At 67.9% G+C, this 26,964-nt stretch carries 26 protein-coding genes; 15 read left to right on the top strand and 11 right to left on the bottom strand.

The window, feature by feature from the left end; all coding sequences use genetic code 11:
* Nucleotides 1–2 precede the first annotated feature (2 nt).
* From WD026_RS03345 to WD026_RS03330, 4 genes are all read left to right on the top strand, one after another.
* Nucleotides 3–1,706, top strand: coding sequence for an ExeA family protein (locus WD026_RS03345; protein WP_425722233.1), 1,704 nt, complete (start codon nt 3–5; stop codon nt 1,704–1,706).
* A gap of 6 nt (nt 1,707–1,712) precedes the next feature.
* Nucleotides 1,713–2,450: a general secretion pathway protein GspB gene (locus WD026_RS03340; RefSeq protein WP_425722232.1), complete on the top strand. Its 738-nt coding sequence runs from the start codon at nt 1,713–1,715 to the stop codon at nt 2,448–2,450.
* 16 nt (nt 2,451–2,466) lie between these two features.
* Nucleotides 2,467–3,030, top strand: a complete 564-nt coding sequence (locus WD026_RS03335; protein WP_425722231.1) for an ABC transporter ATP-binding protein — start codon at nt 2,467–2,469, stop codon at nt 3,028–3,030.
* Between the two features lie 113 nt (nt 3,031–3,143).
* The gene (locus WD026_RS03330; protein WP_425722230.1) at nt 3,144–4,154 is read left to right on the top strand and encodes a catalase family peroxidase; all 1,011 of its coding nucleotides are present in this window, start codon (nt 3,144–3,146) and stop codon (nt 4,152–4,154) included.
* A gap of 21 nt (nt 4,155–4,175) precedes the next feature.
* Here the strand turns inward: WD026_RS03330 and WD026_RS03325 are convergent, their stop codons facing one another.
* The gene (locus tag WD026_RS03325; protein ID WP_425722229.1) at nt 4,176–5,339 is read right to left on the bottom strand and encodes an acyl-CoA dehydrogenase family protein; all 1,164 of its coding nucleotides are present in this window, start codon (nt 5,337–5,339) and stop codon (nt 4,176–4,178) included.
* A gap of 111 nt (nt 5,340–5,450) precedes the next feature.
* Here WD026_RS03325 and WD026_RS03320 point away from each other — a divergent pair, with 111 nt between their 5' ends.
* From WD026_RS03320 to WD026_RS03290, 7 genes are all read left to right on the top strand, one after another.
* Nucleotides 5,451–6,656, top strand: a complete 1,206-nt coding sequence (locus WD026_RS03320) for an acetyl-CoA C-acetyltransferase (RefSeq protein ID WP_425722228.1) — start codon at nt 5,451–5,453, stop codon at nt 6,654–6,656.
* 10 nt (nt 6,657–6,666) lie between these two features.
* Nucleotides 6,667–8,808 carry a 3-hydroxyacyl-CoA dehydrogenase NAD-binding domain-containing protein gene (locus WD026_RS03315; protein ID WP_425722227.1) on the top strand — a complete coding sequence of 714 codons (2,142 nt, stop codon included), beginning with the start codon at nt 6,667–6,669 and terminating at the stop codon, nt 8,806–8,808.
* A gap of 28 nt (nt 8,809–8,836) precedes the next feature.
* Nucleotides 8,837–9,580 (top strand): 3-oxoacyl-ACP reductase FabG, encoded by a 744-nt coding sequence (fabG, locus tag WD026_RS03310; RefSeq protein WP_425722226.1) that lies wholly within the window; start codon nt 8,837–8,839, stop codon nt 9,578–9,580.
* A gap of 135 nt (nt 9,581–9,715) precedes the next feature.
* Complete coding sequence (locus tag WD026_RS03305; protein ID WP_425722225.1) at nt 9,716–11,341, top strand: sensor histidine kinase; 1,626 nt, start codon at nt 9,716–9,718, stop codon at nt 11,339–11,341.
* Nucleotides 11,338–11,730, top strand: coding sequence for a response regulator (locus WD026_RS03300; RefSeq protein ID WP_425722224.1), 393 nt, complete (start codon nt 11,338–11,340; stop codon nt 11,728–11,730). The genes WD026_RS03305 and WD026_RS03300 overlap by 4 nt, the downstream gene beginning before the upstream one ends.
* A gap of 38 nt (nt 11,731–11,768) precedes the next feature.
* Nucleotides 11,769–12,308: a chromate transporter gene (locus WD026_RS03295; RefSeq protein WP_425722223.1), complete on the top strand. Its 540-nt coding sequence runs from the start codon at nt 11,769–11,771 to the stop codon at nt 12,306–12,308.
* Nucleotides 12,305–12,904 (top strand): chromate transporter, encoded by a 600-nt coding sequence (locus tag WD026_RS03290; protein WP_425722222.1) that lies wholly within the window; start codon nt 12,305–12,307, stop codon nt 12,902–12,904. Before WD026_RS03295 ends, WD026_RS03290 begins: the two co-directional genes overlap by 4 nt.
* Nucleotides 12,905–12,926: 22 nt before the next feature.
* On the opposite strand, the gene WD026_RS03285 is transcribed toward WD026_RS03290, so the two are convergent.
* The 7 genes from WD026_RS03285 to WD026_RS03255 are packed head-to-tail and all read right to left on the bottom strand — an operon-like array spanning nt 12,927 to nt 20,038.
* Nucleotides 12,927–13,265, bottom strand: a complete 339-nt coding sequence (locus WD026_RS03285; RefSeq protein ID WP_425722221.1) for a hypothetical protein — start codon at nt 13,263–13,265, stop codon at nt 12,927–12,929.
* Between the two features lie 20 nt (nt 13,266–13,285).
* Nucleotides 13,286–13,723: a type IV pilin protein gene (locus WD026_RS03280; RefSeq protein WP_425722220.1), complete on the bottom strand. Its 438-nt coding sequence runs from the start codon at nt 13,721–13,723 to the stop codon at nt 13,286–13,288.
* A gap of 10 nt (nt 13,724–13,733) precedes the next feature.
* Nucleotides 13,734–17,300, bottom strand: a complete 3,567-nt coding sequence (locus tag WD026_RS03275) for a pilus assembly protein (RefSeq protein ID WP_425722219.1) — start codon at nt 17,298–17,300, stop codon at nt 13,734–13,736.
* A gap of 15 nt (nt 17,301–17,315) precedes the next feature.
* Nucleotides 17,316–17,804, bottom strand: a complete 489-nt coding sequence (locus WD026_RS03270; protein ID WP_425722218.1) for a pilus assembly PilX family protein — start codon at nt 17,802–17,804, stop codon at nt 17,316–17,318.
* Nucleotides 17,805–17,821: 17 nt separating this feature from the next.
* Nucleotides 17,822–18,811, bottom strand: a complete 990-nt coding sequence (locus WD026_RS03265; RefSeq protein WP_425722217.1) for a PilW family protein — start codon at nt 18,809–18,811, stop codon at nt 17,822–17,824.
* Between the two features lie 20 nt (nt 18,812–18,831).
* Nucleotides 18,832–19,455 (bottom strand): type IV pilus modification protein PilV, encoded by a 624-nt coding sequence (gene pilV, locus WD026_RS03260; RefSeq protein WP_425722216.1) that lies wholly within the window; start codon nt 19,453–19,455, stop codon nt 18,832–18,834.
* 13 nt (nt 19,456–19,468) lie between these two features.
* Nucleotides 19,469–20,038, bottom strand: coding sequence for a GspH/FimT family pseudopilin (locus WD026_RS03255; RefSeq protein ID WP_425722215.1), 570 nt, complete (start codon nt 20,036–20,038; stop codon nt 19,469–19,471).
* Nucleotides 20,039–20,234: 196 nt separating this feature from the next.
* Between WD026_RS03255 and WD026_RS03250 the strand changes: the two genes are divergently transcribed.
* The 4 genes from WD026_RS03250 to WD026_RS03235 all read left to right on the top strand — a co-directional run bounded on the left by WD026_RS03250 (nt 20,235) and on the right by WD026_RS03235 (nt 22,991).
* Nucleotides 20,235–20,612: a VanZ family protein gene (locus tag WD026_RS03250; protein ID WP_425722214.1), complete on the top strand. Its 378-nt coding sequence runs from the start codon at nt 20,235–20,237 to the stop codon at nt 20,610–20,612.
* A gap of 13 nt (nt 20,613–20,625) precedes the next feature.
* A complete protein-coding gene (gene aat / locus WD026_RS03245; protein WP_425722213.1) occupies nt 20,626–21,396 on the top strand; it encodes a leucyl/phenylalanyl-tRNA--protein transferase in 771 nt (256 codons plus the stop codon).
* Complete coding sequence (locus WD026_RS03240) at nt 21,393–22,130, top strand: arginyltransferase (protein WP_425722212.1); 738 nt, start codon at nt 21,393–21,395, stop codon at nt 22,128–22,130. The genes aat and WD026_RS03240 overlap by 4 nt, the downstream gene beginning before the upstream one ends.
* Before the next feature lie 63 nt (nt 22,131–22,193).
* Entirely contained in the window at nt 22,194–22,991 is a 798-nt protein-coding gene (locus WD026_RS03235) for an IclR family transcriptional regulator (protein WP_425722211.1), read from the top strand.
* Here the strand turns inward: WD026_RS03235 and WD026_RS03230 are convergent, their stop codons facing one another.
* From WD026_RS03230 to pssA, 3 genes are all read right to left on the bottom strand, one after another.
* Nucleotides 22,992–24,185 (bottom strand): serine hydrolase, encoded by a 1,194-nt coding sequence (locus WD026_RS03230; protein WP_425722210.1) that lies wholly within the window; start codon nt 24,183–24,185, stop codon nt 22,992–22,994.
* Between the two features lie 178 nt (nt 24,186–24,363).
* The gene (locus tag WD026_RS03225; RefSeq protein WP_425722209.1) at nt 24,364–25,905 is read right to left on the bottom strand and encodes a 2-isopropylmalate synthase; all 1,542 of its coding nucleotides are present in this window, start codon (nt 25,903–25,905) and stop codon (nt 24,364–24,366) included.
* Between the two features lie 229 nt (nt 25,906–26,134).
* Nucleotides 26,135–26,944 (bottom strand): CDP-diacylglycerol--serine O-phosphatidyltransferase, encoded by an 810-nt coding sequence (gene pssA / locus WD026_RS03220; protein ID WP_425722208.1) that lies wholly within the window; start codon nt 26,942–26,944, stop codon nt 26,135–26,137.
* Nucleotides 26,945–26,964: the final 20 nt, after the last annotated feature.

The raw sequence follows: 26,964 nt of genomic DNA, 5'->3' as shown, positions 1-26,964 counted from the left end.
CGATGTACGCCGGGTATTTCGGACTCCAGCTCGACCCCTTCTCGCTCTCGCCGGACCCGCGCTTCCTCTACATGAGCGAGCGCCACCGCGAGGCGCTGGCGCATCTGCTGTACGGCGTGCAGGGCGGTGGCGGCTTCGTGGTGCTCAGCGGCGACATCGGCGCCGGCAAGACCACCATCTGCCGCTGCTTCCTGCAGCAGGTGCCGCCCCGGTGCCGGGTGGCCTACATCTTTCACCCGCCGGCCACCGCGCTGGACCTGCTGCAGTCCATCTGCGCCGAGTTCGGCCTGGCATGGACGGCGCATCCCGGCAACCCCGGCTCTCTTCAGCCGTGCATTGCCGCGCTCAACGAACACCTGCTGCGCAGCCATGCGGCGGGCGAGCGCAACCTGCTGATCATCGACGAGGCGCAGGCACTGCCGGCGCCGGTGCTGGAGCAGCTGCGCCTGTTGACCAACCTGGAAACCAGCGAGGCCAAGCTGCTGCAGATCGTGCTGATCGGCCAGCCCGAGCTGCGCCAGCGGCTGGCCGAGCCGGGGCTGGAGCAGCTGGCACAGCGGGTGGTGGCACGCTTTCACCTCGACACGCTGGGCCCCGAAGAGGTCCGCCCCTATGTGGCCCACCGCCTGCAGGTGGCCGGCCTGGGCGGGCCGCTGCCCTTCACCGACGAGGCCATCGACCGCATCCACGCCCTGACCGGCGGCGTGCCCCGGCGCATCAACCTGCTGTGCGACCGCGCACTGCTGGGCGCCTATGCGGGTGCACGGGCGCAGGTGGACCGGGGCCTGCTGGAGCAGGCGGCCGCCGAGGTGTTCGACACCGTGCCGCCAGCATCCCCCGCCCCGGCCCGCAGCGGCCCCCCTGAGCCGGCGAGTCCCCACGTGCCCTGGTCGCGCCCGGTGCTGGCCCTGGCCGGGCTGGCCGTGGTGGCGGTGCTCGCCGCCGTGCTGCACGGCCTGACCCGACCCGCCGGTGCGGGCCCGGGCGCGGGCCCAGTGGCCGGCGGGGTCGCCACGGCAGGAGCGACGGCCCACAACGCCGCGCCAGCCACCGCACCGACAGCCACCCCGGAGGCCAGCGCCACCGAATCCGCCCCGGCATGGCCCGCCAACCCGCCCTGGCCCGAGCTCACGCCCGATGCCGGCCTGGTGCAGCTGGGCCGGCTCTGGGCCACCGACCTGCCGGCGCGCAACGCCTGCACCGCCGCCCGTGCGCTGGGACTGCAGTGCTACCGCACCGACCGCCTCACCCTGGCCGGGCTGCGGCAGCTCGACCGTCCCGGGCTGATCACGCTGGGGCAGCCGGGCGCCAGCGCCACCGTGCTGGTCACCGCGCTGGACGAGCAGACGGCCACCGTGTCGGTGGACGAACGCCGCTGGCAGCTGCCGCTGCAGCGGCTTCAGACGCTGTGGCGCGGCGACTTCACCACCCTGTGGCGCCTGCCCCCCGGCCAGCGCAGCCGGCTGGAGGACGGTCGTTTCGGTCCGGCCGCGCCCTGGCTGACCGCGCGGATGAACGACCTGCAGGCCCAGGGGCAACTGCCGGGCCTCGGCACCGGTGCCAGCCTGACCGAACAGATCAGGGCCTTTCAGCGCAGCCAGGGCATCGACCCGGTCGGTGCCGCCGGCCCGCTGACCTTCATGCAGCTCAACCGCGCCAGCCAGGTGGACGAACCCCGGCTGGCCACCGCCCTGCCCCGCCCCTGAACGGCCATGTCCTACATCCTCGAAGCCCTGCGCCGTGCCGAAGCGCAACGTCAGCAACAGGCTGCAACGCCCCCCGGGCTGGGCAGCCCTTCTCTGCCGGTGGTGCCGGTGGTCCCGACGGGCGCACCGGCCGCCAGCGCCGCCGCCCCCGGCGTGCCTGTCCGGGTGGCACCCGACACACCGGTGGCGCCAGCGCCGGCACCTCGCGGCACGGGCTGGATGCTCGGCATCGCGGGGGCTGCGGTGGTGGCCACGGTGGCGGTCATGGCGGTCGTGGTGGGCCCGCGCACCCCCGAAGCGCCCGCCACCACCGCCGCCACCATGGCGCCGTCCGTGCCACCAGCCGCACCGCAGGCCCCGGCCATGGTGTCGCCCCCGCCCACCCTGGCCGACACGGCGCCGGCGCCCATCCTGCAGCCCGCGCCCGAACCCCCGCCAGCCCCGGCACGACCGACCGCCGCGCCGACCGAATCACCGGCACCGAAGCCCGCCACCGACGCAAGACCCGCCGCCGCTGCCGTGCCGCGCTACGCCGACCTGCCGGAGTCGGTGCGTGCGGCCCTGCCCGCCATCAGCGTGCAGGGCGTGACCTGGTCCGAGAACCCGGCGTGGCGCCACCTCATCGTCAATGGCCGCGTGCTGCAGGAAGGCCAGTCCATCGGGCCGGGCCATGTGCTGGAACAGATCGGCCGCGATGGCTCGGTGCTCAACCACCGGGGCCAGCGCTACCGGATCGGCCACTGAACGACGGCCCCGAACGATGACGAACAACACCCCCCTGGTCCGCATCCGCCAGCTGCGCCATGGCTGGCCCGGCCTGCCGCTGTTTGACGGGCTGGACATTCACATCCCGCCCGGCATCACGCTGATCACCGGCGACGAGGGCTGCGGCAAGTCCACCCTGCTGCGGCTGATCGCCGGCCGGGAGCCACCGGTGGCCGGACACATCGAGCGCAGCGGCACCGCGTTCCTGAACGACATCCTGAGCCCCGCGCACGACAACACCCCGGTGCAGGCGCTGCTGGCCGGCGTGCCCGAGGATCTGGTGCAAGGCTTCGGCCTGGTGGAGCACCGGGCCAAGCCGCTGTACATGCTCTCGGCCGGCAGCCGGCGCAAGGTGGGTCTGTGCCAGACCCTGGCCAGCGGGGCGCGGGTGCTGCTGCTCGATCAGCCGGTGGCCGCGCTCGACTCGCCCTCGATCCGCTTTCTGGCCGCGTGCGTGGACGCGGTGGTCCGTGAGCCCGACCGGGCGGTGGTGCTGGCCGACTACGAAGCCCCGCCCGGCATGCCGCCGGACCACACGGTGGTGCTGCCGGACCGCTGAGATTTTTTGCAGCGGCCTGTAAGAAGCCGCGCACAGGGCCGACCACCGATCAGGCGGGACGGACCGATGTGGACCGGGACCTGCCCAACACGTCCCACCACAGAAAGGTTCCCATGAAACGCACCCTGCTGGCCACCAGCCTGGCCGCCCTGCTCGCCCCCGCCCTGTTCCCGATCGCCGCTGCCCAGGCCCAGACCAGCCAGGCCGAAGCCCAGGTCAATGCCCTGGAAGGCCTGGCCGGCCCTCAGCCCGGCGCGCGCCGCTCCGGGGCCAAGGGCATCTGCGCCAGCGGCCACTTTGTCGGCAACGCCGTGGGCCGTTCACTGACCAGCGCATCGGCCTTCAGCGGCGCCCAGGTGCCGGTGGTGGCCCGCTTCTCGGTCGGTGGCGGCAACCCCAAGGCCAGCGACAAGGGCAAGTCGGTGCGTGGCCTGGCCCTGGCCTTCCAGCTGCCGGGCAACGAGGTCTGGCAGATGGCCAACATCTCGGCGCCGGTGTTCTTCGTGGCCCGGCCGGACCAGTTCGCGCCCTTCGTGCAGGCCCGCACCGCCGACCCGGCCACCGGCAAGCCGGACCCGGAAAAACTCAAGGCCTTCAACGCCGCCAACCCCGAAACGCTGCGCCAGGCCGCCTACCTGGCGCAGGCGCCGGTGCCGGCCAGCTACGGCACGGTGAACTACTGGGGGGTGAACGCCTTCGAGTTCGTCAATGCCAAGGGCGAGAGCCGTTTTGCCCGCTGGCAGTTCGTGCCCGAGGCCGGCACGCAAGGCCTGAGCGACGAGCAGCTCAAGGCCATGCCGGACGACTTTCTGGCCGGCGAGCTGCGCCAGCGCGTGGCCGCCAAGCCGGTGGTGTTCGACATGAAGCTGCAGCTGGCCGAGGCCGGCGACAACCTGACCGACCCGACCGTGGCCTGGCCCGACACCCGCGCGCTGGTGCCCGTGGGCCAGCTGGTGATCACCCAGGTGGAAGCCGGCATGGGCGGCGCCTGCGACGGCATGACCTTCAACCCGGTGGCGCTGCCGGCCGGCATCAAGCCCTCGGCCGACCCGGTGCTCAATGCACGCGCCGCGCCCTACGCCATCTCGCTGGGCCGCCGCCTGGGCGAAGCCGCCCGCCGCTAAGCCGGCAGGCCGGGCGGGTGTTCAGCGCCCGCCCAGGCCCATGCCGCGCGAGATCACTTCCTTCATGATCTCGTTGGTGCCGCCGTAGATGCGCTGCACCCGGGCGTCGGCATAGGCGCGGGTGATGGGGTATTCCCACATGAAGCCGTAGCCGCCGTGCAGCTGCACGCACTCGTCCATGACCTTGCACTGCAGGTCGCTGCACCAGTACTTGGCCATGCTGGCGGTGGCCGTGTCCAGCCGGTCCTGCACCACCAGCTCGCAGCAACGGTCCACGAACACGCGGGCCACCTGCACCTCGGTCTGCAGCTCGGCCAGGGTGTAGCGGGTGTTCTGGTAGGCGGCCACGGGCTGGCCGAACACCTTGCGGTCCTTCACATAGGCCACGGTCCAGTCGATGGCGGCCTGCGCGGCTGCCACGGCGCCGATGGCGATCTGCAGCCGCTCCCACGGCAGCTGCTCCATCAGGCAGATGAAGCCCCGGCCTTCCATGGCGGTGCCGCCCAGCAGCTGCTCGGGGCCCACGCGCACATTGTTGAAGAACAGCTCGGAGGTGTCCTGCGCCTTCAGGCCCAGCTTCTTCAGGCGCTGGCCTTTCTCGAAGCCGGACATGCCGCGCTCGATGAGGAACAGGCTGGTGCCCTTGGCGCCGGCGGCCGGGTCGGTCTTGGCCACCAGGATCACCAGGTCGGCGTGCCAGCCGTTGGTGATGAAGGTCTTGCTGCCGTTGATGAGGTAGCTGCCGTCGGCCTGTTTCAGCGCCGTGGTGCGCACGCCCTGCAGGTCGCTGCCGGCGGCGGGCTCGCTCATGGCGATCGCCCCCACCATCTCGCCGCTGGCCAGCTTCGGCAGGTAGCGGGCCTTCTGCTCCTCGGTGCCGTAATGGGCGATGTAGGGCGCCACGATCTCGCTGTGCAGCCCGTAGCCGATGCCCGAGAACCCGCCCCGGGCCAGCTCCTCCATCTGCACCACCGAGTACAGGCGGTCGACACCGGCGCCACCATGGGCCTCGGGCAGGGTCATGCACAGGAAGCCGTTCTCGCCGGCCTTGCGCCACACCTCGCGGTCCACATAGCCCTGCTCCTCCCACCCGGCATGGAAGGGCGCGATCTCCTTCTCCATGAAGCGGCGGAAGCTGTCGCGGAAGGCTTCGTGGTCGGCGTTGAACAGGGTGCGTTCGATCATGGGGTCTCCTGGGGGACGGTGTCGGCGGATTTTTACAAAGCAACTGCTTGCTGAAATCACTATACTGCCACCGGCACCGCATCGCCCTCCGGGCTTCCACGAGGAGACACCATGACTTCCGCATTCATTTTTGATGCCGTGCGCACGCCGCGCGGCAAGGGCAAGAAGGACGGCAGCCTGCACGAGGTGAAACCGGTCGACCTGCTCGCCGGCGTGCTGACCGCGCTGCAGCAGCGCCACGGCTTCGACACCGCGGCGGTGGACGATGTGGTCATGGGCGTGGTCTCGCCCATTGGCGAACAGGGCTCGGTGATCGCCAAGGTGGCCGCGCTGAAAGCCGGCTGGGACTGGCGCTGCTCGGGCGTGCAGATCAACCGCTTCTGCGCCTCGGGCCTGGAAGCCGTGAACATGGCCGCCATGAAGGTGGCCAGCGGCTGGGAAGACCTGGTGGTGGCCGGCGGGGTGGAGAGCATGAGCCGGGTGCCCATCGGCTCGGACGGCGGCGCCTGGGCCCAGGACCCGGCCACCAACTCGGCCACGCTGTTCGTGCCGCAGGGCATCGGGGCCGACCTGATCGCCACGCTGGAAGGTTTCAGCCGCGACGACGTGGACGCCTACGCGCTCGAATCGCAGCGCCGCGCGGCGGCGGCCCGGGCCGAGGGCCGCTTCAAGGCGTCTGTGGTGCCGGTCACCGACTTCCTGGGCCAGACCCTGCTGGCCGAGGACGAATTCATCAAGCCCCACACCACGATGGAGGGGCTGGCCAGCCTCAAGCCGGCGTTTGAACAGCTGGGTGCCATGGGCTTTGATGCCGTGGCCCTGCAGCGCTACCCGCAGGTCGAGCGCATCCTCCATGTGCACCATGCCGGCAATTCGTCGGGCATCGTGGATGGCGCCACCGCCGTGCTGGTGGGCAGCGAGGCCGCCGGGCGCACCCATGGCCTCACCCCCCGCGCCCGTGTGGTGTCGGTGGCGCTCTCGGGCGCCGACCCGACCATCATGCTCACCGGCCCCATGCCGGCGGCCCGCAAGGCGCTGGCCAAGGCCGGCATGAGCATCGACCAGATCGACCTGTTCGAGGTGAACGAGGCCTTTGCGGCCGTGCCCATGAAGTTCATGAAGGAACTCGGCGTGCCGCACGAGAAGGTGAACGTGAACGGCGGCGCCATTGCGCTGGGCCATCCGCTGGGCGCCACCGGCGCCATGATCCTGGGCACCCTGATCGACGAGCTGCACCGCCGCGGCCTGCGCTACGGCCTGGCCACGCTGTGCGTGGGCGGCGGCATGGGCATTGCCACCATCGTCGAGCGGATCTGAAGGACACCCCATGAAAACCATCCGCTACGAACTCGCCGACGGCATCGCCACCCTCACCTTCGACGAGCCCGGCTCGCCGGTCAACACCATGTGCGCCGACTGGCAGCACGACCTCACCGAGGCCACCGCGCAGGTGGTGCGCGACCAGGCCGCCATCAAGGGCATCGTGCTGGCCTCGGCCAAGAGCACCTTCTTTGCCGGTGCCGACCTCAAGGGCACCATGCGCCTGCAGCCCTCGGACGCGGCCGCCGTGTTTGCCGAGATCGAGCAGACCAAGAAGAACTTCCGCACCCTGGAGACGCTGGGCGTGCCGGTGGTGAGCTGCATCAACGGCGCGGCCCTGGGCGGCGGCTGGGAAGTGGCGCTGGTGGGGCATCACCGCATCGCCGTGGACAACCCCAGGATCCAGCTCGGCCTGCCCGAGATCACCCTGGGCCTGATCCCCGGTGCCACCGGCATCACCAAGATGGTCCGGCTGCTGGGCCTGATGGGCGCGCAGCCCTACATCCTGGAGAGCCAGCTCTTCAACCCGCGCCAGGCGCTCGATCTGGGGCTGGTGCACGAGCTGGTGGCGTCCGATGCCGACCTGCGTCCGGCCGCCCTGGCCTGGATCGCGGCGCACCCCACGTCGCGCCAGCCCTGGGACGAGAAGGACTACCGCCTGCCCGGCGGCTCGCCCTCCAGCCCCAAGCTGGCCGGCATGCTGAGCGTGGCACCGGCCGTGCTCAAGCAGAAGACGCGTGGCCTGTACCCCGCCCCCGAAGCTGCGCTGGCCGCCATGGTGGAAGGCGCGCTGGTGGATTACGACACTGCCACCCGCATCGAGAGCCGCTACCTGGCCAGCCTGATCGTGAGCCCGGTGGCCAAGGCCATGATCAACACCTTCTTCTTCCACATGAACGCGGTCAAGGGCGGGCACTCCCGGCCGAAGGACGTGCCGCGCTTCAAGCCGGCCAAGGTGGGCATCCTGGGCGCCGGCATGATGGGTGCCGGCATCGCCTACGCCCAGGCCAGCAAGGGCATCGCCACCGTGCTCAAGGACGTGAACCGCGAGCAGGCCGAGAAAGGCAAGGCCTACAGCGCCAGGATCACCCAGCCCCGGGTCGACAAGGGCCGCATGAGCCCGCACGACCAGCAGGCCCTGCTGGGCCGCATCACCGCCACCGACAGCGCGGCCGACCTGGCCGGCTGCGAACTGATCATCGAGGCGGTGTTCGAGAACCGCGAGCTCAAGGCCCGCGTCACGCAGGAGGCCGAGCCGCAACTGGCCCCAGGCGGCTTCTTTGCCAGCAACACCTCCACCCTGCCCATCAGCGGCCTGGCGCAGGCCAGCCGCGACCCGGCCCGGTTCATCGGCATCCACTTCTTCAGCCCGGTGGACAAGATGAAGCTGGTGGAGATCATCCGCGGCCGCCAGACCAGCGACGAGACCGTGGCCCGTGCCTACGACTATGTGCAGGCGCTGGGCAAGCTGCCCATCGTGGTGAACGACTCGCGCGGCTTCTACACCAGCCGCACCTTCGGCACCTATGTGATGGAAGGCGCGGCCATGCTGGGCGAAGGCATACCGGCACCCGTCATCGAGAACGCTGCCGTGCAGGCCGGCATGCCGGTGGGCCCGCTGGCGGTGCTGGACGAGACCGCGCTGTCGCTCTCGGTGCATGTGCTGGACCAGACCCGGGCCGACTTTGCGGCCGAGGGCCGCAGCTACACCGCCACCCCCGGCGAGCTGCTGGTCGAACGCATGGTCAAGGAACTGCAACGCTCCGGCCGCGCGGGCGGCGGCGGTTTCTACGACTACCCGCAGGGCGGCAGGAAGCACCTGTGGCCCGAGCTCAAGGCCCTGTTCGAACAGCCCGGCACCGCCTGGGACCTGCAGACCGTGAAAGACCGGCTGCTTTACCGGCAGGCGGTGGAGACCGCGCGTTGCCTGGCCGAAGGCGTGCTGACCACGGTGCACGACGGCAACATCGGCTCCATCTTCGGCATCGGCTTCCCGGCCTGGACCGGGGGCGCGCTGCAGTTCATCTACGGCATGGGCATCGACCGCTTCCAGGCCCGCTGTGCCGACCTCGCGGCCCGCCACGGCCCCGGCTTTGCGCTGGACGCCGCCACCCTCGACGCCCTGCGCCGGCACCAGCCGACGTGGTGAATCCCGCTTCCTCTTTCTGATCGATTCCATGACCCGACTGCTCGACAAAGTCAGCCTCATCACCGGTGCCGCCCAAGGCATCGGTCTGGCCACCGCCCTGCGTTTTGCCCGTGAGGGCGCTGTTCCCATCGTCTGCGACGTGAAGGCTGCCGCCGTGGAAGATGCGGTGCGCCAGTGCCGGGCCCTGGGCGCCCGCGCCGAAGGCCATGTGCTGGACGTGACCGACCGCGCCCGCGTGGACGCGGTGGTGGCCGATGTGCTGGCCCGCCACGGCCGCATCGACGTGCTGGTGAACAACGCCGGCATCACCCAGGACGCGCGGCTGCAGAAGATGACGCTGGAGCAGTTCGACCGCGTCATCGACGTCAACCTGCGCGGCGTCTTTCACTGCGCCCAGGTGGTGGCGGACGCCATGGTGCAGCAAGGTTCGGGCGTGATCCTCAATGCCTCGTCGGTGGTGGGCATCTATGGCAACTACGGCCAGACCAACTACGCGGCCAGCAAGTTCGGCGTGATCGGCTTCACCAAGACCTGGAGCCGCGAGCTCGGCCCCAAGGGCATCCGCGTCAATGCGGTGGCGCCGGGCTTCATCGCCACCCCCATCCTGAGCACCATCCCCGAAAAGGTGATTGCCGAGATGGAGCACCGCGTGCCGCTGCGCCGTCTGGGCCAGCCCGAAGAAATTGCCAGCGTGTACGCCTTCCTGGCCAGCGACGACGCCAGCTACATCAACGGTGCGGTGATCGAGGTCTCAGGCGGCATGTCGGTGTGATGCACGCCACGGTGGCGTGATCACCGTCACGTCGGGGGGCGGGCGCCAGGGGGCAAAACCGGCAGCGCAGGGACAGGGAACTGCATTTGTAACAAAATGCGGTCAAAGTGCCGTTCATCGACACTACCCCTTCCCATGCAGATCGCTCCACTTCCCCACAACGAAACCGACCGCCTGGCGCGGCTGCGGGGCCTGGGCATCCTGGATACCTTGCCCCAGCAGGCCTACGACGACATCTCGGCACTGGCCATGGCCATCTGCAAGACGCCGATGGCCTACATCGGCTTCATCGATGCCGACCGCGAATGGCTCAAGTCCCGCAAGGGTCTGGACGTGGTCGAGGCCCCGCGCGACATCACCCTGTGTGCACACGCCATCCTGCAGCCCGATCGGGTGATGGTGGTGGAGGACACGCTGCAGGACCCCCGTTTCGCGGACAACCCGCTGGTCACCGGCGACATGGGGCTGCGCTTCTACGCCGGCGCCCCCATCGTCACCTCCGACGGCCTGGCGGTCGGCACGGTCTGTGTCATCGACCGCACCCGGCGCCAGCTCGACCCGCTGCAGATCGATGCCCTCAAGCGCCTCTCGGGCCTGGTGAGCACACTGCTGGAGCATGAGCGCATACGCCACGACGAGGCCCATGCCCAGGCGGTCTCGGCCCACCAGCGCAACGAACAGCTGGTGGCGATGATCACCGCCGGCCTGGACGCCCAGGCCTACATCGACCGGGACCTGGTGTACCGGCACGCCAACCAGAACTACCTGGACTACCACGGCGCCACGCGGGACCAGGTGATCGGCTGCAGCGTGGGCCAGCTGCTGCAGCACGACAGAGGGGTGGGCATGGTGCTGGAGAACCTGCAGCAGGCGCTGAGCGGCAAGCCGGTGTACTACCAGCGCCTGGGCCATTACCGCGGCAAGGGCGACCGCCACGTGGAAGTGGCCATGCTGCCGGTGTTCGACGACGCGGGCGCGGTGGCCGGTGTGGTCAAGCGGGTCCACGACATCGAGAACCTCAAGCGCAACGAGGCCCAGCTCAAGGACACCATCAGCCTGCTGGAGCGCAAGACCATGGAGCAGCAGCGCTTCATCCAGGTGATCTCGCACGACCTGCGCGAGCCCATCAACTCGATCAACAACTTCACCTCGCTGCTGGCCAGCGACCATGCCCCTGGCTGGCCGGCCGATGCGCAGCGCTACCTCGATTTCGTGCAGCAGGGCGGCAAGCGCATCAGCCAGATGCTCGACGACCTGCTGCGCTATGTGCGGCTGGACAAGCACCGGGTCGATTTCATCGGCGTGGACATGGGCGCGCTGGCCCGGCAGGTGCGCGATGACCTGACCGCAGCCCTGCAACGCACCGGGGGCCGGATCGACATCGACGCGCTGCCCACGGTGCGGGGTGACACCACCCTGCTGCGCCTGCTGCTGCAGAACCTGGTGGAGAACGGCCTGAAGTTCACCCGCCCCGGTCAGAAGCCGCAGGTGCGGCTGCACCACGAAGCCACCGCAGAGCACTGGCTCATCCATGTGGAAGACAACGGCATCGGCATACCGGCCGAGCACCAGGCCGCCGTGTTCGACATGTTCAAGCGGCTGCACAACCGCAAGGTCTACGCCGGCTCCGGCCTGGGCCTGTCCATCTGCCGCCGCATCGCCGACATGCACGGCGGCCGGCTGCTGCTGGACTCCTCCCCCGAAACCGGCAGCCGCTTCACGCTGCAGCTGCAACGCCAGCCCGACCCGGTGACCCCATGACCCGACTGCCCCGCCCCGAACGTTTCATCCTCATCGACGACAACGAGGCCGACAACGTCTTCCACGAGATCATGATCCGCCGCGCCGGCTTCACCGGCGAGGTGCTGATCTTCGACAACGGACTGGACGCGCTGGACTTCATGCGCCAGGACCAGCTGCGCCTGCCGACCTGCATCTTCCTGGACATCAACATGCCCATGCTGGATGGCTTCGAGGTGGCGATCCAGGCCGCGCCGCTGCTCGAAGGCCGCGACACCACGGTGCTGGTGATGCTCACCTCCTCCGGTTCGCCCCAGGACCGCGAACGCGCCGCGCAGATCCCGGTGATCAGCGGCTACGTGACCAAGCCGCTGGCCGCAGCGCTGGTGCGCGACATGCTCACGGCGTGAACGCGCCGCGCCAGCCCGGGTCGTGCCGGGAGCTGTTCATGGCCTTCACCTGGCTGGCCCTGCAGGGCTTTGGTGGCGTGCTGGCCGTGGTTCAGCGGGAGCTGGTGGACCGCCGCCAGTGGCTCACCCGCGAGCAGTTCGTCGAGGACTGGGCCCTGGCCCAGCTCATGCCGGGGCCCAACGTGGTCAACCTCTCCATGATGATCGGCGACCGCTACTTCGGTCCGCGCGGCGCACTGGCGGCGCTGGCGGGCATGCTGGCGGCCCCCCTGGCCGTGGTGCTGCTGGTGGCCGTGCTGTGGTCGCAGATCGCGACCCATCCCGTGGCCCAGAACGCCCTGCGGGGCATGGGCGCGGTATCGGCCGGCCTGGTGATGGGGGCCGGCCTGCGGCTGATGGGCGCACTCAAGTCCAATCCCATGGGGCCGGCGGCCTGCGGTCTTTTCGCGCTTGTGAGCTTCGTGCTGGTGGCCTGGCTGCGCTGGCCGCTGACCGCAGTGTTGCCCCTGCTCGGGCTGCTGGCCTGCGGCTGGGCTTGGTGGCAGCTGGGCGCCGGTGCAGAGGAGCCGTCGGCATGAACGCCATGGACCCGTCGCTGGCCAACTGGCTGGGACTCTTCCTGCAGTTCCTCACGCTGTCGCTGCTGGCCATCGGTGGCGCCATCACCGTGGCGCCCGACATGCACCGCTACCTGGTGGTGCAGCAGGGCTGGATGACCGATGCGGAGTTCACCACCGCCATTGCCCTGTCGCAGGCGGCGCCAGGGCCCAACGTGCTGTTCGTGGCCCTGCTGGGCTGGCAGGTGGGCCTGCAGTCGGGCGGAGGGGCGGCCGGCGGATGGACCGCCTGGGCGCTGGGCCTGCTGGGCGTGGCCGTGACCATGACCGCCATCCTGCTGCCCTCCTCGCTGCTGAGCTACCACGCCGCCCGGTGGGCACACCGCCACCGCGAGCAGCGGGTCGCCAAAGCCTTCAGGGCAGGTCTGGCCCCGGTGGTGATATCGCTGCTGGTGGCCACCGGCTGGCTGCTGGTGGCCAGCCACGACCAGCCGTCGCGTGACTGGCCCCTGTGGCTGCTGACCGCCGCCAGCGCCGTGCTGGTGTGGCGCACCCGCGTGCACCTGCTGTGGATGATCGGTGCGGGTGCTGTGCTGGGGATGCTGGGCTGGGTGTGACGCCCGAGGGCGGCTCCCCGGTTCAGCGGGGCGTGTTGGCCAGCAGCTCGGCCGCCTTGGGGTCGATGAACTTTTCCTTGGCCAGATCGATGCATTCCTGCACGCTGCGCACGGGTGTGCGCTTGCCGGTGGTGTCGATCGGCCGGGACCGCTCGGCCAGCCGCCGGCCGGCCTGCTTGTCAGGCGCTTCCACAAAGACGATCCTTTGTGTGGATGACGGCATCGTCACGGCACAGGCATAGCTGACCAGGCCCTGCGGCGCCATGCGGGAGGGCGCCGGGCCGGTGACCTGGGCGCTGGCGGCAACCGCCACGAGGCTGGCAGCCACCAGTACGGGAATCTGAAGGATCGGGCGACGCATGGGATTTCTCCGAAGTTGGATCACCAGCAGGTGGCGGCGCTGGTGCCGGTGGCTGTCTTGACGCCTGACGAAGCCAGCGAAAAGCTGGTGCATGCGGCATCACCGGTCTGAGAACCGACCGGGGTGGCGGTGAGCACATAGCAGCGGGTCAGCGCCACACCGCCAGCGCACTGGGCTGCGTCGACGGTGTAGAAGCCGTCGGGCGAGCGGGCGGGATCGGTGGCGTAACCCAGGTCCTGCATGTTGAGCGTGAAGGTGGAGCGGTTCAGGATGAACTGCTGCTGGCGGTTGGCGGCCTCCATCAGCGCGGCGCGTGCATCGCTGCGACGGCTCTTCTGCACATAGCTGTTGTAGCTGGGCAGCGCGATCGCCGTGAGGATGCCGATGAGCGCCACGACGATCATGACCTCCACCAGCGTGAAGCCACGCTGGCCCAGGCGGGTCGGAATGCGGGACATGCGCATGGGATCAATACTCCTGTTCATAGCGGAAGGTCGGCACCACAGGGCGCAAGCCACGCGGACCGCACAGCATGCCCGCTCCGCAACGGTTGCCGCCCGCACCCTGGGTGCCTGCAGCAGGACCACCGCCGGCCGGGAACAGCAGGCGGATCTGCTGGTCACGGGCGAAATACAGCGACGGCGAATCCGGCACGGTCGAGCCCAGCAGCACCGATCGGTCGGCGGTCACCAGCGTGCCGTTGCCATTGAAGTCGATGGTGGCGGAGCCATCCTGCAGGTTCAGCGCATACAGCCGGCCCGTGCCAGCCGACGGCTCGCAGATGTTGGCATTGGCGGTGGCCGAGTTGGGCGCGAACGTGGTGAAGAACGTGATGCCGCGCAGCGTGGTGGAGCCCGACAGCGACTTCTCGCCGGCACTGGCATTGAGGTTGATGTACCAGCCCATCGACTGGGACAGACCCGTCTTGGCGGTGGCCTGCTGCTCGGCCGTGCCGACCTGGATCAGGTTGGCCGAAGCGTCGTACAGGCTGGACTCGGTGATCGGAAGCCGGCATCGGTTGTCCGTGCTCGGGTTGACGGTGGCCGTGCACTGCGCGGTGGTGGGCGCATCGGTCGAGTAGGCCGCCACCTGGTAATCGCGCAGCATGTAGAACCGGTCGTTGTTGTCGACCGCCTTCGGGTTGGTGCGGTCGCCGCTGCCCAGCTGGACAGCGTCGAATGCCTTGCCGCCAAAGGTGGTGCGCACGACATCGACCTCGCTGAGGAAACGGCGGTCACCGGCCTGGCGGGCAGGGTTGAGGAGGCTGACTGCGGCCAGGCTGGCCAGCTTGGTCACCCGCCAGCGGTTCTGCTCGGTCGCGGCCGTGGGACGGGTGTTGCCCGGCAGGTCGATGCGCCAGACATTGCCACCCACATCGGGCAGATAGATGCGGTCGGTGATGCCGTCGCCGTTGCTGTCGATCACCGCGGGCGGTGCGGCCATCGAGTGCGTGAAGCCCGCCTCGCGCTTGTTGGTGGCACTGTCGGCGGCCTGGCTGACGCTCCAGACCAGCGCGCCGGTGGCCGCATCGACGATGAACAGCGCTTTGCCCACCGGAGCGGGTGACAGGGCCGCCACCTCGGAAGCCGTGGTGGAGATCGAGTCGTAAGTGCTGTCGTAACCGCCGCCGAAAATCAGCACCGGACGGCGCACGCCGCTGGTGGCGTAACCCGGGATGGTGGTAACGATGGGCACCGACCAGGTCTGACCCATTTCGGCGAAGCCCGCCGTGGCATTGCTGATGCGCCACAGGAAGGTCGGATTGGTCGGATCGGTCACGTCCATGGCGTACATGGCACGACCACCCCGGCGCAGGCCGAAGAAGATGTACATCTTGTCGCCATCGGTGGCCTTGATGGAGCCGTCCTGGTTGGCGTCGAAGCGGTAGGACACCACCGGCGCGTCCACGCCCCAGACCTTGTTGCCACCCAGAAGGTCGTCCTTGCGGGCCTTGAAGACCTTGGTCAGTTCCTTGGGGAAGAACGCCCAGTCCTCTGCACCGTCCGCGGTGTTGAACATGTGCAGGAAACCGGCGTTGGTACCCACCACCACGCGCAGGTCGGGGTTGGAAGCCGAGTAGTCGCTCGTGCGTGCGCCGTAGTTCAGCACCAGGGGACGACTGTGCACGATGTCGCCCAGGATCCAGTCACGCCGGGACGTCTTGGCCGAATCGGTCCAGCCCCGCGCCCAGGCGATCAGGTTGGAGAAATCGGTGGCGCTGGTGACGTCGAACAGGTTGTAGACGTCGCTGGCGCTGCCCACACTGTAGGCCGTGGCGTTCAGATTCGTGGTGTTGAAGTCCTGCAGCGCGCCGTTGGTGCCGGTGTTGGTCTTGATGACCCGGGTGTCGGGGTCGCGGGCGGCGAGCTTGGCCCCCACCCCGCCCTGCCCCACGGCCGGTCCATCGGCGGCACTGCCCCAGAACGTCACCGCCGAATCCTTGATGAAGCCGGTCTGCGCGTCGATGGCCTCGGCCCCCACGCTGTCGACCAGGGCGGCAGAGCCGTCCGAAGCCACGCGGACCTTGAGCTTCTTGATGTTGCCCGGCCAGTTGGTGCCGGTGGTGGGCCGGAACATGGCGTAGAAGACGTCGTCGCGGCTTTCGGTGCGGGTGAACGAGTCCACGGCCACCGCCGGCGAGGTGAAGGCTGCGTTGGTCGACAGGATGGAGGTGATGGCGCCCTGGAAGGCAGTCGTCAGTTCCTCGGTGTTGTCGGCGGTGTAGTACTGACCACCGCCCCGCACCGCCGTGTCGCTCAGCAGCGTCTGCGCGGTGGTGAAGCCGATGGTGTAGGTCACCGCACGCTGGATGCCGTTGGAAGCCACGCCATCCAGGTCCTGGTTGTACATGTACTCCGCGAGCGTCGGCATGCAGTTCTTGGTGCCGTTGTAGCTACCGCAGGTCTTGCCTGTCAGGGTCTCGATCAAGGTGTTGGCCTGATCGTCCGAGGTCGGTTCACCGTCGGTCATGAGGATCACGTACACGTACTGGCAGTCACCCACCGGCGAGATGTAGGTGCCGGTCAGCCGCTCGGCCAGCAGGTCGCGGGCCGGACCGTCCCGGTTCTGGCTGTCCTTCTCGGTGGCGAAGTAAAGGCGTCCACCCGACAGGTAGCGGTAGGCCTCGTACATGCTCTCGCACAGCGGCGTGTTGCCGCCCGGTGACAGCTGGTTGACCAGGTCGATCACGTTCTGGCGTTGCAGCGCGGTCGAGTTCTCGATGATGCGGCGGATGATGCGCCCGCCGTCGGTGCTGGTGCTGGTGTTGTAGTTGTAGGTGGCCAGACCGAAGTCGATGTCCGGGTTGCTGTCGATGATCTCGGAAATCACGCCCTGCGCCACCTCCATGCGGGTGCGGTCCACCAGGGTGGTGCTGTACCACCAGTTCATGTAGTTGGCGGTGTACAGGCGGGCTGTGGTCCAGTTGTCGTCGATGCCGGTGTCGCGGGTCGTGCCGTAGCCGTTGTAGTTGCTGATGCGGTTGCCGCCCGTACCCTGGTTGCGGGGGTAGCCGGCGGCTTGCCCCGAACCGTTTCCGGAATCGGAGTTGCTGATGTCGGCCAGACAGTCGATGTGCACCAGGCTCCGGGTGGTGGCTCCCAGGGCACTCCAGGTGTCTCCACCGGTGTACATGCCGAACCGCGTGCTGCTGTACAGGCCGTTGGTGTCCAGGGAGTTGAACGACCGGTTGCAGCGGTTGATGGAAGCCGGGAACCAGTTGCCGGTGTTGACCGGCGGCGGCCCGCCGTTGGTGCCGGTGGCCCAGTACAGGCGGCTGGCGTCGATCCCGGGGACCGTGGGATAGGTGATGGTGCGGTCGTAGGCCGGCTTGCGCTGGGCCACCGAGTCCATCGAGCCGGAGTTGTCGAAGATGATCAACACCTTGGGCCGGGCGTTGCCGTTCTCGTTGTCCGAGCGGAACACCTCGGTCTCGTCGGCGTGGGCCGTTGGCAGGTGCACCAGCGCCAGGCCGGTCATGGCCATGACCAGCACACGCGACATCACGCGCCAGGCAGAAACAGATTTCTCGAACATGCTTGATCTCCCGGATCAGGGCGAGTTGCGCCCGATGACCTCTGCAAAAACACCTTCATCCACCTTCGTCCGGGCAAAGTCGGAGGTGTGCTCCGACTCGATCCGGTAATGGTCACAAACGATCACGCGGGCACTCGATCCGGCCGCGCTTCGCGGACAGCTGCCCTCGCGCACCGTGTTGACCACATTGAGATCGATGGCATCGTCGCCGCGGTTGGTGACGCTGGCCAGGGGGTTGGGATTCACGCCGGCCAGAGGATCGGCATTGCTGGTGCCGTTGAGCAGGCCCGGTGTCTCGAAGATGGCCTTGATCAGGGCCGAAGTCCCTGCCTCGGCAGAGTTGAGCGAGCGGACCGACTCCTGCAGGTTGCGGACCATGCGCAGGTCGGTGTTGACGTTGGCGGCCGCGTACGCCGCCAGCAGCGCAATCACCACCAGCAGCACCATGGTGATGGCCAGGACGGCACCCCGTTGCCGGGGCGCACTGCGGCGGGGACGGTACATGGGAAGCGTCGTCATGGTCAGAATCCCGAGCGGACGATGAAAATGGAGTTGCGCATCGACACCGTCTCGGAAATGACGATCCGGCGGAACGCCCCACCCGGGGCGAAGTTGGCGCCGGCCAGCACATAGGTACGGTCGTCCACATAACCGGGTTCGGGCTCCAGGCTGCGCAGCAGCAGATTGGGCTGCGCCGAGAGCACCCGCGTCCAGTCGACCACCTGCGTGGCATCCACCAGCACATCGACGTTGCCGTCCAGGGTGCGGTCTTCACCCAGCTGCACCCGCATCTGCTCCACGCCCTCCACCAGGTCCTCGGTGAGGATGGCCAGACGGTTGTTCGTGGCATCCCATCCCAGGGTCTTGCGGCTGAGCGTGGGCACGTTGCCGGCCCGCACGTAATACACGAACACCTGGTACTGCCACGCCTCGCCCTGGGGCACGTCACCACCGGCCAGCAGGGTGGGCGGCGTGCCGTCCGCTCCGCGGAACAGTACACCCCGATCGGTGTTGGCCAGGATGTACACACGCTGGTTGTTGATCGCTTCGGGCGTGTCGATCACGCCGTCGTCATCGGTACGGTTGTCTCGAGCGCCATCGGTCAGAGGCACGGCCCGGACCGACTTGATGATGATCACGTCCGAATCGGGCACGGCGTCGGTCACACACCCCACCGCCTGGCCGGTGCCGCTGGCCCGAACCACCTGGAAGTAGTTCGCATAGCCGTACGCATCGGCCGGCGCCGTGCAGTCGCCACTGACCGCGCCGGTGTCCGGGTCGGTCGTCAGGTTGACCAGTCCGGCCGCACCGAAAAAGCCGGCCTGGCGCAGATCGCGACCCAGCGTGACCAGCGCAAAACGCCCCGATTCGGCCACCCGGGCGAAACGGTCGGTCTCGGTGTAGGAGCGTTTGGACGCCAGGAACAGCGATATGACCCCACCCACCAGAAAGATGCCGATGGCCAGAGCCACCAGCAGTTCCAGCAGCGTGAGGCCGCGAGAGCGGCGCAAGGATGCGTGCGGCACAGACCTCATGGCGCGAAATCTCCCGCATTGACGACGTATCCGTTGAGAACGACCTGCTGGCGCCCGGCGTCGCTTCCGGTGGCCACGGCACCGCAGGTCAGTGCGGCTGTGGTGGCCGCATCGGTGGTGTCGGTCAGGCTGCGCCAGCTCACGATGATGCGCACCTGCCCCGAATTGGGAGACCCGGCCCCGTCCGGCGTGAACACCACGCAGCCGCGGGCCTCCAGCAGACCCGAGGCATCGTTGGCATTGGCGTCCTGAATGCCGGCGCCATCCAGGCGGCGCTCCCAGTTCCACAGATCCCAGGCGGCCAGCTCGGCCGGCGTGCAGGCACCGGCGATCTGGGTGCAGTCCTTGCCCACAGCGCCCAGGCTGCCACGACCCAGCCCGGTGTTGAGGCCGGTGTTGTAAGCCGCAGCCTGCGAAGCATTCAGATTGATGCGCTCCATCATCTCGTTGGCCACGGTCAGGGCCAGCGTGCGCTGGTAGGAGGTGTTGCCGCCACGCTTGGTGGCCAGCTGCAGGCCGGCCAGACTGATCAGCCCGAAGGTGATGACCAGCACCGTGACCATCACCTCGATCAGCGCAAAACCCCGCTGACCGCGGCCGGCGGCCGGTGGTCGCGGCATGGACGCCACCGCGTCAGGGGCAGGTGATGTTGGCATTCGTGTGGTCATTCACCACTCCATCGGCAGGTACGTTGCTGTCCACAGCGGCAATCAGGCGGCCCGTGGGCGACATCACCCAGGCACGGGCGAAACGGGCTCCACGGCCATCACAGAAACGGATGGTTCCCCGAGCGGGGTTGAGCAGGAAACCCTGGGTGTTGAAACCGAAACGGTTGTTGTTGAAACCCGCAACCGCCGTGGTCACGCCCGGGCTGCCGTTTTCGATGTCGGACAACAGCCGGTCCGAACAGGCCGGCGCGGGAACCGCCGCATCCAGCGTGCCGTTGCCGTTGCAGTCCACGAAACTGATGACGCGCGTGGACCAGGCTGCCGCGTCGTTGCTGCATGCGGTGCCGTTGAGACTGCCGCAGACCGACACCGGACGGCGCTGGGCCGTGGCTTCTGCACGCGCCTGGTTGGCCACCTGGAGCACCGCGCTGGAGCGCGACTCCACCCGGGTGTTCTGGACAAATGCAGCGAAGGAAGGGCCACCCAGCGCCACAATCACGCCCAGCACGAGAACCGCGGTGAGCGCCTCGATCAAGGTCAGCCCTGCCTGGCGGCGGAACGGGCTGACAGGGGCTGTGACACAGGGATGGTTCATTCCATGAGGTGGGGCACAACCCGGGAAGGGATACCCCTATGTGTAAAAAACTATGACAGGATGGTACCGGTCGGGGGTACGGTACATTCAACCGTACAACCCATCGTTTTGACCGCGCGTCGAGGTCACGCTCGCCATGACCCTGCTCACTTTCCGCCCGGCCTGGAAACTGGCATTCGTGCTCAGCTTTCTGCTGATCACCATCGGCTCCCTGCTGCCGACACAGCGCTTGCCCGATCTGGCATTCGACATCTGGGACAAGGCGCAACACGCCACCGGCTTCGGCTGGCTGATGCTGTGCGGCCTGATGGCCCACCGCTGGCGAGATGGGGGCCTGCGGCTGGCGGTGGCGCTGGCCGTGTGGGGCGCCGTCATCGAGCTGCTCCAGGCCTGGAGCGGCTGGCGCCGGGGCGATCTGGCGGACTTTCTGGCGGATCTGATCGGCATCACCGTGGTGCTGCTGGCGTGGATGGGGGCCCATTCCGGCAGAACGTCGGCCTCCCGCGGGCCCTGACCGGCCAGCCGCCATGACACAGACGCCCCCGACCCGCGCCCTGCCCTGGCTGGAGCCCGGTCAGCCCTTTCCCGCGGTGGAGGAAGCCTGGGGGCCGGCGGATCCGGCGCCGGGCCTGCTGGCCGCCGGGGGCACGCTGGACGTTCCCACGCTGGTGGCGGCCTACACCCGGGGCATCTTTCCCTGGTACAGCGCGGGCCAGCCCATCCTGTGGTGGAGCACCGACCCCCGCATGGTGCTGAACACCGCCGAGTTCCGGCTGCACCGGTCCCTGCGCAAGACCGTGCAGAAACTGATTTCGCAGGACCGGCTGGAAATCCGGGTCGACCACGATTTCGACCGGGTCATACGGGCCTGCGCGCATACCCCCCGGTCTGGTCAGGACGGCACCTGGATACTCCCCGCCATGGCCCAGGCCTACGGTCGCCTGCACCGTGCCGGTCTGGCCCACAGCGTGGAAACCTGGATCGACGGCGATCTGGTGGGGGGTCTGTACTGCGTCAATCTGGGGGCCATGGTGTATGGCGAATCCATGTTCAGCCGGGTGCCCGATGCTTCCAAGATCGCCCTGGCCGCCCTGGTGGCGTTCTGCCGGGTCCACCGGGTGCCCCTGATCGATTGCCAGCAGAACACCGCCCACCTCGCGTCGCTGGGTGGCAAGGTCATGCCCCGCAGCGACTTCATCCAGCATGTGCAGATGGCCTTGCCGCTGGCCGCCCCGACCTGGGAATTCCGCCCCGTATACTGGGACGCACTGTTCCACCACGCCCGCCGTCCCGCGTGACCCACCCCAAAGAACTCCCGCTACAGGCGCTGCAGTTTTACGCGACAGCGCCCTACCCGTGCAGTTATCTGGACGGCCAGATGGCCCGCTCCCAGGTGGCCACCCCCAGCCACCTCATCCACAACGACGCCTACTCCGACCTGGTCACCCACGGATTCCGGCGCAGCGGCATGTTCACCTACCGGCCGTACTGCGACGGCTGTCAGGCCTGCATACCGCTGCGGTTGCCGGTGGCGCGCTTCCAGCCGAGCCGTAGCCAGCGAAGGGCCGAGAAGCAGCATGCCGGTCTGGTCACCCGGGTGCTGAAACTGGGTTTCGTGCCCGCCCATTACGACCTCTACCTGCGTTACCAGAACAGCCGCCATGCCGGTGGCGGCATGGACCAGGACAGCGTGGACCAGTACGCCCAGTTCCTGCTGCAGAGCCGGGTCAACTCTCGGCTGGTCGAGTTCCATGAGGCCGATGCCAGCGGTGCGCCGGTGCGGCTCAAGATGGTGTCCATCGTGGACGTGCTCAACGACGGCCTGTCGGCGGTCTACACCTTCTACGAGCCGGACGATCGCGCCAGCTACGGCACCTACAGCATCCTGTGGCAGATACGTCAGGCCCGCGCCCTGGACCTGCCCCATGTATACCTGGGTTACTGGATCCGTCAGAGCCCGAAGATGAACTACAAGGCGGCTTTCGTCCCGCACGAACTGCTGCTGGACGGCCGCTGGACCGAGCAGGACTGAGCCTGGGGTCGCTCCCGTGCTTCGGGCTGTGCATTTCATCTCGTAAGATCAGGCCATCACGCCATGACGAAACGAAACGAATCCGCACCGACCGCGCCCACCGTGCAGGTGATCGAACGCATGTTCAACCTGCTGGAGGTGCTGGCATCCCGAGAAGAGCCGGTATCGCTGAAGGAAATCAGCGAAAAGACCGGGCTGCACCCCTCCACCGCCCACCGCATCCTCAACGATCTCACCATCGGCCGCTTTGTCGACCGCCCCGAGGCCGGCAGTTACCGGCTGGGCATGCGCCTGCTGGAGCTGGGCAACCTGGTCAAGGCACGGCTGAGCGTGCGCGACGCCGCCTTGCTGCCCATGCGGGAACTGCACCGCCAGATCCAGCAGCCGGTGAACCTGAGCGTGCGCCAGGGCGACGAGATCGTCTATGTGGAACGCGCCTACAGCGAGCGCTCGGGCATGCAGGTGGTGCGGGCCATTGGCGGTCGGGCCCCGCTGCACCTCACCTCGGTCGGCAAGCTGTTCCTGGCCGACGAAGAGCCCCAGCGGCTGCGGGCCTATGCCACCCGCACCGGGCTGGCAGGCAACACCCGCAACAGCCTCACCCAGTTGCCCGCGCTCGAACGCGAGCTGGCCCAATGCCGCCAGCTCGGCGTGGCCAGGGACAACGAAGAACTGGAGCTGGGTGTGCGCTGCATGGCCGCCGGCATCTACGACGACCAGCACAAGCTGGTGGCAGGATTGTCGATCTCGGCACCCGCCGACCGCATCGACGAGAGCTGGCTGCCCAAGCTCAGGGCCACCGCCGCCGAGATTTCAAGCGCTCTGGGCTGCCCCCATCCCGACCAGCTCAGAGCCCGCTGATCAGCCCTGGGGGCGGGCGGCCATCGGCTGGTTGCCGGTCTTGTGTTCCACCCATTTGCGGACCCGCTCGGCGTCCTGCAGGCGACTGAGTTTTCCGGTCGCGTCCAGGAACACCATGATCAGCTTGCGACCGGCCACCTGGGCCTGCATGACCAGGCAACGTCCGGCCTCCGAGATGTAGCCCGTCTTCTGCAGGCCGATGTCCCATTCCGGGTTCTTCACCAGGCGGTTGGAGTTGTTGAACTGCAGGGTGCGGCGCCCGACATCGACCTCGTAACCGGGCGACGTGGACAGGTCACGCAGGATCGGGCGCTCGTAAGCCACCGACACCAGCGTGGCCAGGTCGCGGGCGCTGGAGCGGTTGTCGCTCGACAGGCCGGTGGGTTCCACATAGCGGGTGTCGCTCATGCCGAGTTCCCGCGCCTTGAGGTTCATGAGGCGGACGAATTCGGTCAGTCCGCCCGGATAAGTCCTGCCCAGCGCATGGGCGGCCCGGTTCTCGCTGGACATGAGGGCCAGGTGCATCAGCTCGCCACGCGTGAGACGGGTCCCCACGGCCAGGCGCGACCGGCTGCCTTTGTAGGTGTCGACATCGTCCTGGGTGATGGTGATCATCTCGTTCATGTCGAGATGGGCGTCCGCCACGATCAGCCCGGTCATCAGCTTGGTGAGGGAGGCAATCGGCAGAACCGCGTGGTCGTTCTTGCTGAACAGCACCTCGTTGGTTTCCTGATCGACCACCAGGGCCACGCTGGAATTGAGGTCCAGCGGATCGTCCTTGGCGCGAAGGCCCAGCTGCTCACCCACTGACGCGCGGGCCGGCGCGGTCATGCGGACCGGGGTCATGTCCACGGCGGGGGCCGATGCACGGATCTCCGTCTTCACCCGGCGGGTGGATGCCTGGGCCTTGGCGGCCGAAGCGTTCCGGCGCGGGGCAGCCGCCACGGCTTTGGAGCTGCGGGTGGATTTCTTGCCCGCCTTCTGCACCGCCACCGGCTTCTTGGCCGCGACTTTTCGGGCCGAGGGTTGAGCGGCCGCCTTCTTCTTGGAGGCAGAGGCCTTCTTGGCCGCCTGGGTCTTGCCTTCGGCGGCGTGTGCAGCGGGCGCGCCGGACAGACCCGCACCGGCAGACAGGATGAGCGAGAGGCCCACCAGGGAAACGGCACGACGCCAACTGCTGACCGCGATCTTCATGCCGGAACTCCTGCCTCAGTGCTGCTATGGAGCGGGATTGTAGAGACAGGCAAAAAAACTAGCAATATCAAAAACTTGAGCGGTAGTCTTCACCGATCGATGGAACAGATGCTACTTTTGGTATCTATTCGACGGATGGCGCCAATTCACCGCTCAAGTGGTTGATTTAATTCAATTTTCAGCCTTGGGCCGCCACACGGTCGGCTTTGCTGTGCAGCTTGTTCAGCGCGCTCAGGTAAGCCTTGGCCGAGGCCACCACGATGTCCGGGTCGGCGCCCACGCCGTTGACCACGCGACCGCCGTGCTGCAGCCGCACCGTGACCTCGCCCTGGCTCTCGGTGGAGCCGCTGGTGATGGCATTGACCGAATACAGCACCATCTCGGCGCCGCTCTTGACGTTCTTCTCGATGGCCTTGAGCGACGCGTCGACCGGGCCGTTGCCGTCCGAGTCGCTCTGCACCTCGCGACCGTCCACGGTGAACACCACATTGGCATGCGGGCGCTCGCCGGTCTCGCTGCGCTGGGCCAGCGACACCAGGCTGTACTGCTCCTTTTCGGTGGTGACGCTGTCGTCGCTCACCAGGGCCAGGATGTCCTCGTCGAAGATCTCGGCCTTGCGATCGGCCAGTTCCTTGAACTTGGCGAACGCCGCGTTGATTTCGGTCTCCGAGTCGAGCTCGATGCCGAGCTCCTGGAGGCGCTGCTTGAAGGCATTGCGACCGCTGAGCTTGCCCAGCACGATCTTGTTGGCGCTCCAGCCCACATCTTCGGCTCGCATGATCTCGTAGGTGTCGCGGGCCTTGAGCACGCCGTCCTGGTGGATGCCGCTGGCGTGGGCGAAGGCATTGGCCCCCACCACCGCCTTGTTGGGCTGCACCACGAAACCGGTGGTCTGGCTGACCATGCGGCTGGCCGGCACGATCTGGCTGGCGTCGATGCCCACGTCCAGGCCGAAGTGATCACGGCGGGTGCGCACCGCCATCACCACCTCTTCCAGCGAGCAGTTGCCGGCCCGTTCGCCCAGGCCGTTGATGGTGCACTCCACCTGGCGCGCACCGCCGATCTTCACGCCGGCCAGCGAGTTGGCCACGGCCATGCCCAGATCGTTGTGGCAATGCACCGACCAGATGGCCTTGTCGGCATTGGGCACCTTCTCGCGCAGGGTGCGGATGAAGTTGCCATACAGCTCGGGGATGGCATAACCCACGGTGTCGGGGATGTTGATGGTGGTGGCGCCTTCGGCGATCACGGCCTCCACCACACGGGCCAGGAAGTCCATCTCGGAACGGTAGCCGTCCTCGGCGCTGAACTCGATGTCCTCGCACAGGTTGCGCGCAAACCGCACCGACTGTTTGGCCTGCTCGAGCACCTGCTCCGGGCTCATGCGCAGCTTCTTCTCCATGTGCAGCGCACTGGTGGCGATGAAGGTGTGGATGCGGGCCCGGTTGGCACCCTTGAGGGCTTCTGCCGCACGGGAGATGTCGCGGTCGTTGGCACGCGCCAGCGAACAGACGGTGGAGTCCTTGATGACGTCGGCGATGGCCTTGACCGATTCGAAATCGCCATTGGAGCTGGCGGCAAAGCCGGCTTCGATCACGTCGACCTTCAGGCGCTCCAGCTGGCGGGCAATGCGCAGCTTCTCGTCGCGCGTCATGGAAGCGCCGGGCGACTGTTCGCCGTCGCGCAAGGTGGTGTCGAAAATGATCAGCTTGTCAGTCATCGCATTGCTCCGGTGGGGCACAAAGGCCTGGATCTCGAAAACCCGCAGTTCCAAAACAAACGGCCCGCTGCGGGTGCATACGGGCCGTGGGATGTGTTCGCTCGCGCGCTACCGGACGTGCCCGTGGTGGACAGACAGGGGTAGCAGCAGGGCGATCTGGAACATACGGGTCAATGTATCACAAAGAATTTGAAGAACCGATAGGGGTTTGCAATCGGGCCCATCGGTGTCAGTCGTGCAGACCGCGCTCGTCCGGTTCGTCGGTGGAGGTGCTGATCACGCTGGTGGGGCGCCCCTTGGACTTGCGCCAGATGTAGATCACGTAGCCCGAGAGGCCATACAGCACGAACAGCCCGAACAGCACGGTGGGCGGGTGGATGTTGATGACCGCAATGCCCAGGGCCACCAGCACGATGGCCGCAAACGGCACGCTGCGCTTGAGGCTCAGGTCCTTGAAGCTGTAGAACGGCACGTTGGTGACCATGGTCAGGCCGGTGTAGAGCGTGATGGCGAACATGAACCAGGTCACGTCCTGCGCCGGCACCTCGGTTTCGGTCATCAGCCAGATGAAGCCGGCCACCAGGGCCGCCGCGGCCGGTGACGGCAGGCCCTGGAAGTAGCGCTTGTCCACCACACCGGTGTTCACGTTGAAGCGGGCCAGTCGCAGGGCGGCGCAGGCGCAGTAGACAAATGCCGCAATCCAGCCCCAGCGCCCGATGTCGCGCAACACCCATTCGTAGGCGATGAGCGCCGGCGCCGCACCGAAGGACACCATGTCGGAGAGCGAATCCATCTGTTCGCCGAAAGCGCTCTGGGTGTTGGTCAGACGGGCCACGCGACCGTCCAGGCTGTCGAGCACCATGGCCACGAAGATGCCGACGGTGGCCAGGTCGAACCGGTCGTTCATGGCCATGACGATGGCGTAGAAGCCGCCGAACAGCGCGGCCAGGGTGATCATGTTGGGCAGCATGTAGATGCCCTTGGCCCGCTTGGGCGCGTCGACCGGGGTCGGGATCTGGGTGTCGTTTCCGTCGTGCATGGCAAGGCTTGGGCGCGGCG

It is taken from the genome of Hydrogenophaga sp. R2 (assembly GCF_049843595.1).
Classification (GTDB): Bacteria; Pseudomonadota; Gammaproteobacteria; order Burkholderiales; family Burkholderiaceae_C; genus Hydrogenophaga.
The sequence above is the reverse complement of the archived record's forward strand: the minus strand, read 5'-3'. Positions and strand labels throughout refer to the sequence as shown.